The organism is Candidatus Zymogenus saltonus, from assembly GCA_016929395.1.
Taxonomy (GTDB): Bacteria; Desulfobacterota; Zymogenia; order Zymogenales; family Zymogenaceae; genus Zymogenus; species Zymogenus saltonus.
Map to the genome: position 1 here is coordinate 1 of JAFGIX010000072.1, position 17,084 is coordinate 17,084.

Genomic DNA, 17,084 nt, shown 5'->3' on the forward strand with positions numbered 1-17,084 from the left:
AATTAAAGTTCGGGGATGGCTCTTCTATGATAAAATATCTTCTCTTTAAACGACTAAACTGTAAGGTAAGATCGTAACTTTTTCAAACAAAGAAAAGTCGCTTTTTGTAACTTCATATCTTTCCCCTAAATACTGAATTTGTTAAATCTATTCATTAAACGCCTGACATTCTTAAAAAAATTGAGCTAATCAAAACTGTTTAATCCAACCTAATGGTTTTCATGTTATTCCTTTTTGTTTAATGAAATTAGTTATAGAAGCCTTAAAACAAAAGGGGGTAAAAGACTTTTTGTCTCAATACCCCCCGATTTTATTTATGGTTGCTCTTCTAGGACTTCGAATCAATTTAAGAAGCCGAATTTCGCCCTTACTGTTCCTAACAGTATTTCATCGCCATCCTTTAACTCATACTCTTCTTCAATGGTCTTTTTGTTCACTTTTGTCGGATTTGTGAGACTAACGTTTGTAAGATAGTATCTCCCTCCAACATAATTAATACGGGCATGCTCACCAGAAACTCCCCTGTCTTTAGCAAAACGGATATTACCTTTGTCCCTGCCAATCACATTTTCGGTGACAAGGAGTATCTGTTCCCCCTTCTTTTCTCCCGTTAGGATTTCTATCTGTGCTTGCTTAGAAGGGACCTTCTCTGTCCTTGGTCTTCCAGAAAGTACATCGGCCTCTGTTTCGCTGATCTTTTCAGTTCTTGGACGCGAAGATACAGCAGAGGGCGAAATTTCTGCTGGCTGCCGTGATTCGATCGGCTTTTTAAGAACGATTACTAGAGTGATTATAAGACATAATACAACGAGACCAGCAATTACAGCATATATAGGCAAGGGAAAGCCTTTAACCACTTTCAACTCTCTGATATAAGGGATTTGTGTTTCAGTGTCGATCTGAACAAGTCCATCTATGGTTATTTGAGCACCTGGCGCTGGGGGGTTATATGTGATAACCGTAATGCTTTCAAAACTATCATCTGTTAAGACGTAAGAACCTGGCGTTGTTGGTCCAGCTGGATTAGACTTCTGAACACGCCCAGAGATGCGTACATTAATGTTCATAAACTTGGTGGGATTTGCAATAATATCGCTGATATAGGTGGTATCTTTGCTAAAAGCAGGGGGTGTATTGAAGATTAGAAGAGCAAGAATTACAGTTAGAAGCTGAAGCATACAAATTTTTTTAATCATAGTATTCTCCTGTAAAAAGCTTATATCTGAAAAGTTGTAACTTACAAGTTTTCTTAAAATCAAATATTTAGTATTTTTATATATTTAAATATACTTGTCAATATTTTTCTTATCAACTTGAAAGGTATCTAAAATAGAGTAAATGAGTTTAAACGCAGATAGCAGTCTGCCCTGCCCCCGATAACGGTACCACTCTTTAAGTTAGACCAAAGCAACGTGTTAAATACTGAGCTTCTGACGACTAGGATGGTATCGTCTCGGGAGTTGGTGAATAATAGTTTTTTAGAGCGGAAGTTGCCTTGCTCTAATTTCTGAAACTACTTCACCTCAAACTTTGACTTATAATATAGACTCATTTCTAGGGGCAAAGGTTAAATAAAAAATTGCTCCATTCGATAAATTCGATGCTTTTCAGATGATCTATGCTTGACATTTGAGCTTATATTCCACTTGCTGCCCCTTCAAATATCCAAGGACTAAAATCTGTGTTTCCAATTTAACGGCATACGCATGACCTCCCCCCGATAACAGTACCACTCTTTAAGTTAGACTAAAACCATGTGTTACATGCTGAGCTTCCGACGACCAGGGTAGTATTGTCTCTAGAGCCGATGGATTATAACCAATCGAATTATTTGGCCTAATAATTTTAGGCTCCCTTCGCCATCTCTCTGTCAACACTTTAGCTTCCAGTAACACATCAAAGATCTGTCTGTTCAGCAACTTACCCTTATACTTCTCATTAAATGATTCGATAATCCATTCTTCCAGAGGCGATTAGATTATCTCCCACTAAATAATACTATTAGGGGTTCATATTAATATGGGGATTAAACAGGTACTTGCCTATTCTTTTAGTTCCTGAGGGCATAAATTCTTTGAATTTCAATGAATTTCTTATAATATCTATCCTTTTTTATGAAAAATAACTTATTAGAATACATATTCACTGAATTCCTAAGCCTCAATTGACCTGAATTGTCCTAGTTCAAATATATTTTTTATGTCCTGAAGTATCTGGTTCCAAGAAAAAGACTCTGGGGACGCCAATAGTTAAAAAGGATCGGCGGCATCGCCGGTCCTTTTTTTTCGGCCAAAACCGAAACGACACGTCAACATTATCTTAAACACGCCGAAATAGCCGCCTACAAACCTAAATGAGGAATGGCAATCTACTATCGCCTCAAATCCACTCCGGCTCCTCAACGGTTCGATCGTCGGTCACATCCCCTGTGTTTAAAGTTCCCTTCGGCTCGATCATCATAATCCAGCTCTCCTCTTCCGAGACCGGCATGTGCTCTATCCCCTTCGGGATTATCACAAACTCCCCCTCGTTGAGGGATATCTCCCGTTCCTCTGGGTCCCTTACCCTGATTGTCAGCTCCCCCTTTACAATGAAGAACATCTCGTCCTCGGCATCGTGCTTATGCCAGATGAACTCGCCCTTTAACTTGCCGATCTTGACGTGGGCATCGTTCATCTCCCCCACGATCTTCGGGCTCCACAGCTCTGAAAAGAGCCCGAACTTCTCCACCAGATTAACCTTCTTCATCATCTCTTAACCCCCCTTTGATTACCTCACTACTACTTTCTCCTGCCGAAGAGGAGGCTCAGCGGGAGGGAAAAGACGACCGCCCCTATAATGGCCCAGATTATCGGGAAGTTGGTGCCGCCCACCTTGAAGGTAAAAAGAATCGGAAGATCGAGAAGCCCCGCGAGATAGGTTCCCAGGATCGCGCCGATAAAGCCGACCGCTATCGAGGCCAGGCAACCCTTCTTGTTGTAGCCCACGAGGCCCATTCCGACGGAGCCGCAGACGGCCGCGATGATTATAAGCAAGACAATTCTGATAACCATAATGTTCTCCTAAAAATTTTTTTGAATATTTTTAAATCCTATGTCTTTTTTATGGAAGTTTTTTAGTGATAAATGTGTAATAAAAAACTAAAATAATTTGCCCTGCGCTTTATAGTCCTTTATTCTCCGCTCCGCCAGTTCTATTCATAATGAACTTCCTTTTCAAATTTCGTGGGAATTTTATCTATTATTTGATTCACAACAAATTCATCGTCATTAAACTTTACTCGCCTTAACCATCCTTGTTCATCAAAGGACTCTTCAAGATTCGTATAAGTAAATTGAGCATGAACGTTAGGACTTACTATTAAAAGGTTTTTCAAATGATCGCCAAATTCAGGTTTTATGTGATGTATTTCAAAGTAAGGTTTACCATTTTTCATCAAAAAACCGAATCCGGAAATCTGGCATTTCCCATCGTAAATCGCAGATAAAAGCTTTCTCATGGAAGCGGGGACGATTTTTTTTGCTCTGCTCACCCTTGGTTTATATATCCTCTTATTTATTTCCCTTTTTGAAAGTCTATAGAATTCAGAAAAAAGTGCCTCTTCCAATCCACAATTTGCAATAATAGATATTTGATGAAGCTTTGAATCCGCCTCTAATTCATTTTTTGATTTATCAAGTTCTTCCTCGATCTTGGTAATTCTTTTTTCAAACTGTTTTTCCGTAAAAATTCGATAGTTGTCGCCTTCTAAAAACTGAATTACAAGTTCTTCACCATCCTTTATATTAAAATCGTCATAAAAATCCCTCATTCCTCCAATTCTGCTTTCTCTTGTACTGCTTGCATATGGCGTAAAGTTTTTTGAAACAGCTTTAGTATCATCACCAAAGGTTACACAAATTTTCTTTGTTGTTTTTGGAAAAGATTCTATTAAAGAAACAGGAATAGCTAAAAGCCCCTTATTTATTCGACTTCGAGTTACCCTTATTGTTTTATAATTGAAGGGCAATTTGCTTTCAATAGTCTTCATTGTCTAATTCCGCGGTATCTGCTTCTTCCCAATTTTCCAGATTTGACATTAGCTCATTACTGTCAATTTGCATATTCCTTGCTTTTGTAATTGCTTCTTCTTCGTTTTCTGCCTCAACTTCATAGGTGCAAAAACCTGAGTAGTAAATTCTTACTTCATACCTCTTTATTACCATTGTTCTTGCTCAATAGAATGTTTTAATTAAGTTAAGCAAACAGTTTTAGAATTAAAAGCTATAATTAAAAAAACTTCTTCACTCTCCTTAACTGTACAGCGTCTTTATCTTGATCTTCCCCCTCCCCCCTCTTCTTCATCTTCTTCATCTTCCCTAACGAAGCCGGCGTAGATCGCCGCCCCCAGAATCCCGGACTGAAAGTTTATCAAAAGATCTTTTATGGAAAAGTACCTCGACGGTATAAAGGCCTGCACCAATTCGTCCGCGCTCCCCACGACAAGCGAGGCAACGACGGCAACCATAAACGAAGACAGAAGAGATAGCCCGGAAACGGAAACCGCCCAGAAAAAGAGCGCGCCGAAGATGGAGTACTCGATCAGATGAACCTTTTCTATGGGATAAGAGAGGTACTTCCTCAAAAAGAAAAAGGCAATTAAAATTAATATCAGGTATACGTACCGGGCTGGACGTCTCTCCTTCCTTATTATAATAGTGTAAAGCGATAATCCCAAGAAGAAGATATATGGTGAAACGTTCATAACAATATTAAAGATGTTGCCCAACTTGCTTTCGGCAAACTCGACAATGACGACGACATCGCCCAGAGTGGAAAAAATTAGGATTATATATAGGAGCACTATCGACCAGGCGGTCTTCTTTTCCGACAGGATCTCTGCAAATTTCATCCGTTCATACTATCCGGGAGAACCGGACATGTCAATATATAAATGTACAGTATCTAACTTGACAAAGCCTTCAAGTTAAATTATCATCAGAAGAAATAATTTTTATATTTATTTTGGAGAATTTCGATGGTTGATATTGAAAAGAGGAAAGTGGAGATAGACCGTCTGCGCTGGAAGTGTGACCCCGGCATATTCACATTCAAGACAACCAAGGATATCGAACCATCAGACGAAATCATAGGCCAGGACAGGGCGATCGTGGCCCTAAAGACGGGTATCGAGATCGAATCTCCCGGCTATAATATCTTCGTTTCCGGGCTTACCGGCGCCAACAGGATTGATCTGATAAAAAAGACGATGGAGAAATTTGTAAAGCCCGGCGACCCCCCGGACGACATATGCTACGTATACAACTTCAAGGACAACGACAAACCGGTCGCCTTGACCCTTCCCGCGGGCCTGGGGGGAAAGTTCAAAAAGGCGATGGCGGACCTTATCGCCAAGCTGAAGGAATATATTCCCCAAGCCACCCAGAGCAGGGAGTTTAAAAACAACCTCAAGAACATAGCGGAGAAGTACGGAAACCAGCAGAAGGAGCTGGTAAACCGGCTCAAGCTGAAGTCACAGGAGGAGGGCTTTTCGATGGTTCAGGTCCAGATGGGAGCGGTAACCCGCCCGCTGCTCGTCCCCACACTGCAGGACGAGCCCACCTCCCTCGAAAAGCTCGACAGCATGGTGGAGGCCGGGGAGTTCCCAAAGGAGCGGTTTGATGCGCTGAAGGATAAATCCTTCGCCCTGAACACGGAGCTGGACGCCGTCCGGCGCGAGAGCGTGGAGCTGGAAAAGAAGATGATGGAGGAGATCAAAAAACTCGAGGCCGATACGATAAAGCCGGAGATCGAAAACCAGATCGAATCCTTGAGGGCAGAGTTCAAATTTGAGAAGATCTCGCTCTATCTCGACGATGTCAAGGCGGACATAATCGAGAACACCTCCTACTTCAAGACAGAAGAGGCGCCCGAGACCCCTCAGATGCCGTTTCCGTTCATCGGGCTCGGCTCCGAGAGAAGCCCCCTCTGGCGCTACGAGGTCAACCTGCTCGTGGATAACTCGGACGTAAAGGAACGCCCCGTAATCCTGGAGACCTCCCCCACATACGCAAACCTCTTCGGCAACATAGAGCGCACCATAGACAGAGCCGGGGCGGTACAGACCGATTTCACGAAACTTAAACCCGGAAGCATCCACCGCGCCAACGGCGGCTACCTGATCATGAACGCCTTTGACCTCTTGACCGAGCCCGGAAGCTGGCACTGCCTGAAAAGGACCTTAAAGAACAAGAAGATCGAGTTTCACTGCATCGAGCCGATGTTCCTCTTCGCCTCGCTGACGATAAAGCCGGAGCCGGTGGAGGCGGATCTTAAGGTCATCATGGTGGGCGACCCGTACATCTACCAGCTGTTGATGATCCGGGACGACGAGTTCCCGGAGATATTCAAGATCAAGTCGGACTTCGACCCGGTGATGATAAAAAACGAGGAGAACGTCAGGAGCTACGCCTCTTTCATAAAGAAAACGACCGAAGAGGAGGGACTCCTGCCGTTCGACAGAAGCGGCGTCTCCGGAATCGTGGAATACGGCGTGAGGGAAGGGCGCTCCCAGAAGAAGATGAGCTCCAGATTCTCAGAGGTCGCAGACATTATCCGGGAGGCCTCCTACTGGGCGAAGTCGGAGGGGAAGGAGGTGGTCGGGGAAGAGCACGTCAAGAGGTCCATCGCCGAGAAGATAAAGCGGGTCAACATGTCCGAGGACAAGATCAAGGAGAAGATGAGGGAGGGGGTGTTGATGATCGAGACCGAGGGGAGCGTCGTGGGACAGGTAAACGGGCTCGCCGTGTATTCCCTAGGGGATCACAGCTTCGGCGCCCCGAGCAAGATAACCGCAGTGACGTCGCTGGGCCGCGGAGGGATCATAAACATCGAGCGGGAGGCCAAGCTCTCAGGAAACATCTACGACAAGGGAGTCCTGATCCTCACCGGCTACCTCAGGGGAAAATACGCCCAGGATATACCGCTCTCCCTCTCGGCGTCTTTGACCTTCGAGCAGTCATACTACGGCGTGGACGGCGACAGCGCCTCCTCCACAGAAGTCTACGCCATAGTCTCGGCGTTGACGGAGATTCCCTTGAGGCAGGACATCGCCGTCACCGGATCGGTGAACCAGAAAGGCAGGGTGCAGCCGATAGGTGGCGTAAACGAGAAGATCGAGGGATTCTTCGACGTGTGTGCAGACCGGGGCCTCACAGGCTCCCAGGGGGTGATGATCCCTGACACCAATGTCGACGACTTGATGCTGAGAAGCGACGTGATCGACGCGGTAAGGGAGGGGAAGTTCAACATCTACAACGTCTCCACCATCGACGAGGGGATAGAGATCCTGACCGGGATGGAGGCGGGGGAAATGTCTAAAGAAGGCGGTTACCCGGAGGGGACGATAAACTACCTCGTCATCGAGAAGCTGACCGGGATTCACGAAAAGCTCAAAAAACTGGGGAAGACCGACAAGAAGGACAACGATGACAAGGGCGAGGGGAACGGCGAGAACGAGGGGTAGCGGGCGGCTGATTTTTTGTCCCCCTATTTAATTTAGCTTGGAATTACTGCCCGTTGTTTTAAAACAATGGTGTGATATAAGATAGTAAAAAGGGGAAATCTGATGCCGAAAAAGGCGCTTATCACCGGGATAACGGGACAGGACGGCTCCTACCTCGCGGAGCTCCTCCTCGAAAAGGGATACGATGTCTACGGGATCATCAGGAGATCGAGCACCCCGGGCCTCGAGAACATCGACCATATAAAGGACAAAATAACGCTCGTTTCCGGGGACCTCCTGGACGAATCGTCCTTGATCTCAATTATCAAGGAGGTGAGACCGGAGGAACTCTACAACCTGGCGGCCCAGAGCTTCGTTCCCGACTCCTGGGAGCAGCCGATCTACACGGCGGACGTGACCGCCATCGGCGTCCTGAGAATCCTCGAGGCGATAAGGATCACGAACCCGAAGATAAGATTTTATCAGGCGTCATCCAGCGAGATGTTCGGGAAGGTAGTGGAGACGCCCCAGTCGGAGACGACCCCCTTCTACCCCCGCTCTCCCTACGGCGTCTCGAAGGTATTCGGCCACTGGATAACGATAAACTACAGGGAGAGCTACGACATCTTCGCCTGCTCCGGCATCCTCTTCAACCATGAGTCGCCGAGAAGGGGCTTCGAGTTCGTGACGAGAAAGATCACCAGCACCGCCGCGAAGATAAAGCTGGGGATCGCAAAAGAGCTCAGGCTCGGAAACCTCGAGGCGAAGAGGGACTGGGGCTTTGCCGGGGACTACGTCGAGGCGATGTGGCTCATGATGCAGAGAGACAAACCGGACACGTACGTCATCTCCTCGGGCGAGAGCCACACCGTGCGCGAGTTCGCCCAAATCGCCTTCGAGCACCTGGGCCTCGACTACAAGAAATACGTTACTGTCGATCCGAAGTTCTTCAGGCCGGCGGAGGTCGATATCCTTCAGGGCAACCCGAAAAAGGCCGAAGCAGAGCTGGGTTGGTCAAGGAAGGTCTCCTTTACGGAGCTGGTTAGGATGATGGTGGAAAACGATATGAAGCAGTTGGGTAAAGGGGCGGGGAAATAGCGTATTTTAACGATCTTCAGTTCGTTTCCGGATTGTTTTTAGGCTGGGCGTGGGAGATTATAAAAGGGAAAGTCGCACGGCTGGATGGCATTGTTCTCTTTTCCCTATTTCTCTATCAATACTTTGACTTCTATTTGCGTATTGAATCCCACCGTCAGTAAGTAACACAAGAAATGATAAGTTTACTGGTACATCCTGAATCCCTTTTTTACTATCTGATATATTTATTTTAATAAGCATCTCTTTTCTAGGTACTGCTTTTTTTCCTTTTTTCTATCAGACGCCAAGCTGACTTTGCACCACCTAGACCTGGAACACGTTCAATAAGGTCTTCATCTCTTAATTTGTAAAACTCATTTTTTACCGTATTTTCTGATTTTATTCCTGTAATATCACGTGCCTGTTTATTAGTTATTTGTGGGTTTTTTTTCAAAAATTCTAAAATTGACTCGGCAGGTGAAGCTAAGGGTGTATGAGGAAGTATAACTTTTACATAATTATTTTCTTCAATTATTATAGGTTCTTCTAGCTTCCAATCTTTCATTTTTTGGAATGCTGTATTCAAACCTTCACCAATATCTTTATTTGGTGCATTTTTATATCTATTTAAAGTGCGTACTATCTTATTGTTTCTAGAATATCGAACATCTAGAATATTTTCTATTGTTACATATCCCGGCAATTTACCTGGGCTTACAACTTCAATCCTGTTATCATACAAAAAAATATAAACATCATCTGAAATGGAATAATCCCTGTGTATTAATGCATTAACTACGATCTCCCAAATAGCTTCTGGAGGGTATTCTACATTTTTTAAACCATCTGTTGTCCATATTTTTATAGCTGACATCAACTCAGTTATTTTGTCAACAGTTTTCCTTATAAGATGATATAAAGGTCCATCAAGCGTAATTTGTTCCGATAAATGTTCACGTTCAGGATCATCTTCTCTTGTTTCATATCTTATTACTTTTACTGAACATTTTTTAGGCATTATCGATGCTGGTTCATCGTGAAATAAAATTATGCCTGCTACTTTTGGATACCAATTTCTATTATCTAATAGATTCTGATTTAAAGCAAAATCAAGTGTATCTGTTTTCGGTGAATAATCTCTTAAAAAGTTCTTTATCTCATTTGATTCTGTTAATACTTCAGGTATCAAATCATTTAATATATAATCTTCATAAGAAGTTGTCCCTTTTGCAAATCCAAGATCTAAAATCTGTTGTGGATCTAACGGTATTGACTGCGCACCTTTTCGTTGGAAAACTTTATTACTTTTTGTGTAGTGTACATCTTTACTTTTTTCAATAATAATTCTTAACACAAAGCCTTCTTTTGCATCGCATTTTAGAAACTCATGTTTGAAGTCCAAAGAGGGTCTAATTTCTAAAATGGCTTGTAAACAGGGATTAAAATCTTCAATAGATTTTGAACCTTTCCATCTTTTTTTCGGATCTTCCTCATCTTTATCATCAAGAATACCAACAAAAAATTCACCTCCATCTGCGTTTGCAAAAGCGACGGCTATTTTTTGGATCTTATCACCTTTAACAGATAATGCTTTTCTATCATAAAAATCAGATTCTTCAGTTTTGGAAATATCCAAAGCTTCCTTTTCTGATATTTCTCTAATTTTTGAATCCATTTTTTAAAACATACTAGAAGACTAATTAAATCATATTTTATTAGATACTTTTATTTTAAATATATATTAGAATAATGTCAATCTGAAATAAAACAAACTTAAAATGTTCCCCTCAAAACGTGCAGATGATTCTTTCGATTACGACAAGAATTACTTCATATAACTCAATTTATCATTATATTGTGGATAGGGGTGGTAGGATTGAAAAGGGTGATCATATATAAAAGACCGATAGTGACTAAAGGTATCAAAGCCAAATATGACGTGTTAGAAGCCCATGCAGTTGTACCTAATGCCTCCCAATCCATCCAAGGATAAGGCTTCCTCCTCCCCCCTTTTAGCGCGCCGCAAGAAATGTTTATAAGCCAAATTTAATAAACCATATCCACAAATTTTTCAACGAATCCCTTTACATCCCGACAGGAACGGTATATAATGAAACGTTTAATCTACTACTATAAAATATGGCTGAGACACATATACGGGTCAAGGGCGCCCGGGAACACAACCTGAAAGATATCGAGATAGTAATCCCGAGGGATAAGCTCGTGGTCATCACAGGGCTTTCCGGCTCCGGCAAGTCCACCCTCGCCTTCGACACGATCTACGCCGAGGGCCAGCGCCGCTACGTGGAGTCGCTGTCCGCTTACGCCCGGCAGTTCCTGGAGCAGATGGATAAGCCCGACGTGGACGTCATCGAGGGGCTGTCGCCGGCCATCTCCATCGAGCAGAAGACGACCAGCAAAAACCCCCGCTCCACCGTCGGCACGGTGACCGAGATCTACGACTACCTGAGGCTCCTCTTTGCCCGGATAGGCCGCCCCTTCTGCTACAGCTGCGGCAAGGAGATAAGCTCGGTGACCGTGCAGTCGATCGTCGATCACATACTCGAGCTTCCGAACGGCACCAAGTTTTCCATCCTGGCCCCGATAATAAAGGGGAGGAAGGGGGAATACAAGAAGGAGCTGGACGGCCTGAGGAGGTCCGGTTACCTCAGGGTTCGCATCGACGGAAGCCTCTACTCCCTCGATGAGAAGATCGAGCTCGACAAGAACAAGAAGCACGACATCGATGTCGTCGTGGACAGACTGATTATAAAGGAGGGGGTAAAATCGCGCCTCACCGACTCCATCGAGACGGCCCTGAAGCTCTCCGACGGATTCGTGACCATCGCCCCGGAGGATTCGGAGGATATCCCCTTTTCAGAGAAGTTCGCCTGCAACAAGTGCGGCATCAGCTATCCGGAGCTGACCCCGAGGCTCTTTTCCTTCAACAATCCCCACGGGGCGTGCCCGGAGTGCGGCGGGCTGGGCACTACCATGTACCTCGACCCGGACCTCATCGTCCCGAACAAGTCCCTCTCGGTGAGGGAGGGGGCCGTAGTCCCCTGGGAGAAGAAGAACTCCGTCTACCACTTCCAGATGCTGGACGCCCTGGCAAAACACTACAGCTTCGATATATACACCCCCTTCGAGGAGCTTTCCAACAAGGTCAAGAACGTCATCCTCTACGGCTCCGGCAATGAGAATATCGACTTCTACTTCGAGCGCGACGGGAGGAAGTTTTTTTACCCCAGGCCCTTCGAGGGGATAATCGAGAACCTCAACCGCCGCTACCACGACACCGACTCCGAGATGATCAGAGAAGAGATAGCCCGCTTCATGAACGTCCGCTCGTGTGCCGCCTGCAACGGGGCGAGGCTGAGAGTAGAGAGCCTGAACATAAAGATCGACGGGAAGAACATATCCGAATACACGGGCATGTCCATAAGGGAGCTCCTCGAATTAGTGAGGGAGTTAAAGTTCTCCCCCCAGGAGGAGCTGATAGCGGGCAGGGTCATAAAGGAGATAGTCGAGAGGCTGGGATTTCTGACAAACGTGGGGCTCGACTATTTGACCCTGGCAAGAACGGCGGCCACCCTCTCCGGCGGCGAGGGCCAGCGCATCAGGCTCGCCACCCAGATAGGCTCCGGGCTCGTGGGGGTCCTCTATATCCTCGACGAGCCGAGCATAGGCCTCCACCAGAAGGACAACAGAAAACTCCTCAACACCCTCACCAACCTGAGAGACCTCGGAAACAGCGTGCTGGTCGTGGAGCACGATGAGGAGACCATACGCTCCGCCGATTTCATCATCGACATGGGCCCCGGGGCCGGGATCTCCGGGGGGGAGATAGTCTTTAACGGCACTCCGGAAGAGATACTCCTGGATGAAAAGTCGATAACCGGCAAATACCTCTCCGGCAGGCTGACGATCCCGATCCCGGAGGAGAGGAAGGGCGCGAGGGATTACCTCCATCTCGTCGGTGCCAGGGAAAACAACCTGAAGTCAATAGACGTCAAGTTCCCCCTGGGCGTTTTTACCTGTGTTACAGGGGTCTCCGGCTCCGGGAAGTCGTCCCTCGTGATCGACACCCTCTTTAAGGCCCTGAGCCAAACGCTCTACAGATCCAAGGAACAAGCCGGGAAACACGACAGGATCGAGGGATCGGAAAAGATAGACAAGGTAATCGACATAGATCAGTCCCCCATCGGGAGGACCCCCCGCTCCAACCCGGCCACGTACACCGGCCTCTTCACGCACATAAGGGACCTCTTCGCCCAGCTCCCCGAATCGAGGATGCGCGGCTACAAGCCGGGCAGATACAGCTTTAACGTGAAAGGCGGAAGGTGCGAGACATGCCAGGGAGACGGGATCATCAAGATTGAGATGCATTTCCTCCCCGATGTCTATGTCACGTGCGAGGTCTGCGGCGGCAAACGGTACAACAGGGAGACCCTGGAGATATCCTACAAGGGGAAGAACATCTCCGACGTCCTGAACATGACCGTCAATCAGTCGATGGAGTTCTTCGTAAACCACCCTCAAATTATGTCGAAGCTCTCCACCCTCTCCAGCGTCGGATTGGGATACATCAGGCTGGGACAGCCCGCAACGACCCTGTCCGGCGGGGAGGCCCAGAGAATCAAGCTCTCCAAGGAGCTGAGCAAGAGGAGCACGGGAAAGACCCTCTATATCCTCGACGAGCCGACCACGGGGCTCCACTTTGCCGACATCAAAAACCTCCTCAAGGTCCTCTTTCGCCTGAGGGACGAGGGGAACACCATCATAGTCATAGAGCACAATCCGGACATGATCAAGAGTGCGGACTACATAATCGACCTCGGCCCCGAGGGGGGCGACCGCGGGGGCGAGATAGTGGCGGAGGGGACCCCGGAGGAGCTCGCAAAAATGGAGGGGACCTACACCGGCGAGCTTCTGGACGAGATATTCAAGCGGGAGTCCGAAAAGAAGGTCAAAGCCGAGGGGGACGAGGACGACGAGGACGGCCGTGGGGCGGTGGCGGATTGATCCGGGGCTTGGATAATCATCGGCTCAATCAGCTTAACTGGAACCTTCATTACAAAAAACTCGGGCTGTTTACTACGGGGGCGGTGACGGATTGCCTGTGGCTCGGACAAACATCGGCTCCATCAGCTTGACAGGAACCTCCATCCCTTAAAAACGCGGGCCGTTAATTGAATAAGCGTGGAATCTCGACCGGACGGGCCGGTTCTTGAATCGGCCGCTATCCCTCCCGCCCATGTTATTATTCCCACTTTACCCTTTTGTTTTGCCGACCGATTTTTATTAAGATATTTATTGATAATGGGGGGCAAAGTTTTATTTCACCACGCAACTGAACGGCCCTAAAGGAATGGAGTGAACCGCGAACTATATTTAATCCCCAAATCCGCAGGGTGGGCCGAAGATGCCAGCAACATGGAGCGCTGGATATTAAAACATCTATCCGGCAGGGCAACTCCCGGCAATGGACCGAAACCCCTCAAGCCTCCCGGTAGAATTAAAAAAGGAAGTTCCCCACCTATCCCCTCATCAAGAGACGAAATTTGCCCGGAGATAGAAATCTTACAGAGGCAGGATCCTAAAAGAGTCCCTTAAAGAGGCTGTTTATATCATTTATTCGCTCGGTGTACTTCAGGTCGAGCTTCCATCCATCCTTGTCCTCAAAGGCCAAAAGGAGGGGGGCGGCAGCCTCCGTCCCGTGTTCATCCGCATAATCGGATGAGCAGGAGACACTCAAGATAATCTTCCCCTCCACTTCGTCTTCTCTTACAATCTCTCCGCCGATATAAGGCTCGAAGCGGCTTTTATGCCACTCGAAGACGAGGTCCCTGTCCTCCTGATTTTCTGGGGGATCGAGGACGTACTCGAAGAACTTATCCTTATCGCCCTCGGAGAGGGCGTTGAAGATTGCCCCTTGACAATCTTTGGGATTTCTGCATCCCTTGGAACATCCAAATTGAAGCCCTAAGGAGATCAGAACGAAAAGGATTATGATAAAAAGTGATCTTTTAGAGGATCTCTTCATTTTTACCCCTCAAATCTGTTTGATTTTTTCCATTGTTGTATATTAAAACGTGTCACCGTTTAATGTCAAGGGAATTCGATTTTTAAAATGTTTACATGGAAAATTAATGTTTTCCAATAATCAACGAATCCTTGACTTTACTATTTAAATGTTTACTTTAATATCATAGAAGTGATATAATAGTGCGAAAAATATTCTGATTTAATAGAGGAGGTGTAACCTATGGCTCTGATCAGATGGGATCCATTTCGAGACCTACTCTCCCTGCAGGACAGGATGAACCGTCTCTTCGAGGAGAGTATGACGAGGAATAAAGTCTTCGAAGAAGCCTTGACTACGGGGGTATGGTCGCCCGTCGTAGATATCTACGAGACCGACACAAGCGTAATATTAAAAGCGGAGCTTCCGGGAATGACAAAGGACGACATCATCATCGAGATCAATGAGAACAACCTTATTTTAAAGGGCGAGCGGAAGTTCCAAAAAGATATCAAAGAGGAGAACTATCACCGCATCGAGCGCTCCTACGGCACATTTTCCCGCTCCTTTACACTTCCCGACACCGTAGACAAGGACAAGGTAAGCGCAAGCTTTAAAGAGGGCATCTTGGAGATTACCATTCCAAAGATCGAAGGGGCGAAGCCGAAACAGATCGAGATACAAGGGGAATAGTATTAAGAATAAAAAAGGGTTATAAATTCTCCTCAATACAGAAGTAAGGGGGTAGACTAAGAGAAGAGATGTCCAAGAGGGATTATTATGAGGTGCTGGGACTGGGCCGCGGCGCATCAACCGACGAAATCAAAAAGGCCTACCGGAAACTTGCAAGGAAGTACCACCCTGACCTGAACCCGGGAGATCCCACCGCCGAGGAAAAGTTCAAGGAGGTCAGCGAAGCCCACGAGGTCCTTACGAACGTCGAGAAGAGAAAGATGTACGATCAGTTCGGCCACGCCGGATTCAACGGCGGTATGGGCGGCGGCCCGGGGGCGGGCCAGGGCGGATTCGGAAAATGGACCAGATACGGCGGGACAGGTGAAGATTTCAGGGGATTTGATTTCAACATCTTCACGGATGGAGACGGATTCGGCTCCTTTTCCGACATCTTCTCGGAGCTTTTCGGCAGCGGCGAAAGACGGCGCACATACACCAGGAGACCTCGAAAGGGTGAAGACATCCACTACACAATGAATATAGATTTCATGCACTCTGTAAAGGGGACGACCGCAACGATCTCGATAAATACCGGAAAGGGAAACGAGCACCTGAACGTGACGATCCCCCCAGGGGTAAACACCGGTTCGAAGGTAAGGCTGAAGGGAAAGGGCCATCCAGGGGCAAACGACGGCCCCCCGGGCGACCTGTTCATCATCACGAAGATAAATTCGCATTCATACTTCAGGAGGGAGGGAGACGACATATACGTGGACGTCCCCGTAACCATAACGGAGGCGGCGCTGGGAGCTCAGGTCACGATCCCCACGGTGGACGGCCCAACGAGGCTCACCATACCCCAGGGCACGCAGGGCGGCCAAAAGTTGAGGCTCAAGGGGAAGGGGGCGCCCCACCTCAAGGGCTCCGGCAGGGGAGATATGTACGCCGTGATCAAGATCGTTATCCCGAAGTCGATGTCGGACGGCGGCAAGCGCTTGCTCAAGGACTTCGCGGGCGAAAACCCGTACGACCCGAGGGCTGGGCTCGGCTGGTAGATAGTCAAGCTCGGCTTTCCATTAATTCATTTAAATAGAAGGACGCCGGGAAATCATGGTAAGTAACAAGAAAGAGGAAAAAGAGAGGAGAAACGGCGAAGAATCGGAAGCCGGTTTTACCGTAAGGGACAAGAGAAAGATCGGAAAGGAAGAGGAGCCGGAAGGCGCCCCCGACGCCCAAGATACAGCAAAGCATGAGGGGGAACCGGAAAAAAAAGCGGGGAGTTCTTCTCCCGATGAGAAGACGGCAAGGGGAGACGAGGAGCTTCCCCCCATAGATTTCATGTCATTTATCATGTCCCTGTCAACATCGGCCCTCATATACCTGGGGGAGATCCCGGATCCCGCCGACAACGAGCACAAAAAGATCGTTCCGCTGGCGAAGCAGATGATAGACCTGATTTCCCTCCTAAAGGAAAAGACAAAGGGGAACCTCTCGGCCGACGAAGATAAATATATGGAGAATATCCTCTTCGAGCTGAGGATGCTGTTCGTCAAGGCCGCCCCGAAGTAGGGGTAGGGCCAATTTTAAAAGGGGGTTGGGCCAATTTTATGGGGGCCGGGCTAATTGCCAAGGGGGCATGGCTGATTTTAAAGAGAGCCGGGGACTTCCGACGGAGCCGATCAAGAACTCATCCCACCTACCGATAACCTCCATTCGATTCGAACGAGTAGAAAATTCGGTAGTGGGTCAGTTTAAATTTTTTATCAATCTTATCAGTTCTGCATTAAAGTAAAAACTTATAGTTATATTATTAGACAAGAAAAT

General features: G+C 47.0%; 15 protein-coding genes. 6 read left to right on the forward strand and 9 right to left on the reverse strand.

Features of this window, described 5'->3' with window-relative positions:
• Positions 1 to 341 precede the first annotated feature (341 nt).
• The 7 genes from JW984_13935 to JW984_13965 all read right to left on the reverse strand — a co-directional run bounded on the left by JW984_13935 (position 342) and on the right by JW984_13965 (position 4,891).
• Positions 342 to 1,196 (reverse strand): FHA domain-containing protein, encoded by an 855-nt coding sequence (locus tag JW984_13935; GenBank protein MBN1574294.1) that lies wholly within the window; start codon positions 1,194 to 1,196, stop codon positions 342 to 344.
• A gap of 540 nt (positions 1,197 to 1,736) precedes the next feature.
• Positions 1,737 to 1,967: a transposase gene (locus JW984_13940; GenBank protein ID MBN1574295.1), complete on the reverse strand. Its 231-nt coding sequence runs from the start codon at positions 1,965 to 1,967 to the stop codon at positions 1,737 to 1,739.
• 412 nt (positions 1,968 to 2,379) lie between these two features.
• Positions 2,380 to 2,748 (reverse strand): cupin domain-containing protein, encoded by a 369-nt coding sequence (locus JW984_13945; GenBank protein ID MBN1574296.1) that lies wholly within the window; start codon positions 2,746 to 2,748, stop codon positions 2,380 to 2,382.
• A 32-nt stretch (positions 2,749 to 2,780) separates the two neighbouring features.
• Entirely contained in the window at positions 2,781 to 3,053 is a 273-nt protein-coding gene (locus JW984_13950; protein ID MBN1574297.1) for a GlsB/YeaQ/YmgE family stress response membrane protein, read from the reverse strand.
• A 140-nt stretch (positions 3,054 to 3,193) separates the two neighbouring features.
• Positions 3,194 to 4,030: an HNH endonuclease gene (locus tag JW984_13955; GenBank protein MBN1574298.1), complete on the reverse strand. Its 837-nt coding sequence runs from the start codon at positions 4,028 to 4,030 to the stop codon at positions 3,194 to 3,196.
• Positions 4,017 to 4,205, reverse strand: coding sequence for a hypothetical protein (locus tag JW984_13960; protein MBN1574299.1), 189 nt, complete (start codon positions 4,203 to 4,205; stop codon positions 4,017 to 4,019). Before JW984_13960 ends, JW984_13955 begins: the two co-directional genes overlap by 14 nt.
• Before the next feature lie 104 nt (positions 4,206 to 4,309).
• Positions 4,310 to 4,891: a VanZ family protein gene (locus JW984_13965; GenBank protein MBN1574300.1), complete on the reverse strand. Its 582-nt coding sequence runs from the start codon at positions 4,889 to 4,891 to the stop codon at positions 4,310 to 4,312.
• A 126-nt stretch (positions 4,892 to 5,017) separates the two neighbouring features.
• Here JW984_13965 and JW984_13970 point away from each other — a divergent pair, with 126 nt between their 5' ends.
• Both JW984_13970 and gmd read left to right on the forward strand, forming a co-directional pair.
• A complete protein-coding gene (locus JW984_13970; GenBank protein ID MBN1574301.1) occupies positions 5,018 to 7,504 on the forward strand; it encodes an AAA family ATPase in 2,487 nt (828 codons plus the stop codon).
• Positions 7,505 to 7,606: 102 nt separating this feature from the next.
• Positions 7,607 to 8,581: a GDP-mannose 4,6-dehydratase gene (gmd, locus tag JW984_13975; protein ID MBN1574302.1), complete on the forward strand. Its 975-nt coding sequence runs from the start codon at positions 7,607 to 7,609 to the stop codon at positions 8,579 to 8,581.
• A 247-nt stretch (positions 8,582 to 8,828) separates the two neighbouring features.
• Here gmd and JW984_13980 read toward each other — a convergent pair whose 3' ends face one another.
• Positions 8,829 to 10,235, reverse strand: a complete 1,407-nt coding sequence (locus JW984_13980) for a putative DNA binding domain-containing protein (GenBank protein MBN1574303.1) — start codon at positions 10,233 to 10,235, stop codon at positions 8,829 to 8,831.
• A gap of 464 nt (positions 10,236 to 10,699) precedes the next feature.
• Here JW984_13980 and uvrA point away from each other — a divergent pair, with 464 nt between their 5' ends.
• Positions 10,700 to 13,585 (forward strand): excinuclease ABC subunit UvrA, encoded by a 2,886-nt coding sequence (gene uvrA / locus JW984_13985; GenBank protein MBN1574304.1) that lies wholly within the window; start codon positions 10,700 to 10,702, stop codon positions 13,583 to 13,585.
• Between the two features lie 574 nt (positions 13,586 to 14,159).
• Here the strand turns inward: uvrA and JW984_13990 are convergent.
• Positions 14,160 to 14,606, reverse strand: a complete 447-nt coding sequence (locus tag JW984_13990; protein MBN1574305.1) for a hypothetical protein — start codon at positions 14,604 to 14,606, stop codon at positions 14,160 to 14,162.
• 222 nt (positions 14,607 to 14,828) lie between these two features.
• Between JW984_13990 and JW984_13995 the strand changes: the two genes are divergently transcribed.
• From JW984_13995 to JW984_14005, 3 genes are all read left to right on the forward strand, one after another.
• A complete protein-coding gene (locus JW984_13995) occupies positions 14,829 to 15,278 on the forward strand; it encodes an Hsp20/alpha crystallin family protein (protein MBN1574306.1) in 450 nt (149 codons plus the stop codon).
• Between the two features lie 68 nt (positions 15,279 to 15,346).
• The gene (locus JW984_14000; protein MBN1574307.1) at positions 15,347 to 16,315 is read left to right on the forward strand and encodes a J domain-containing protein; all 969 of its coding nucleotides are present in this window, start codon (positions 15,347 to 15,349) and stop codon (positions 16,313 to 16,315) included.
• Positions 16,316 to 16,598: 283 nt separating this feature from the next.
• Positions 16,599 to 16,829, forward strand: a complete 231-nt coding sequence (locus tag JW984_14005; GenBank protein MBN1574308.1) for a DUF1844 domain-containing protein — start codon at positions 16,599 to 16,601, stop codon at positions 16,827 to 16,829.
• Positions 16,830 to 17,084: the final 255 nt, after the last annotated feature.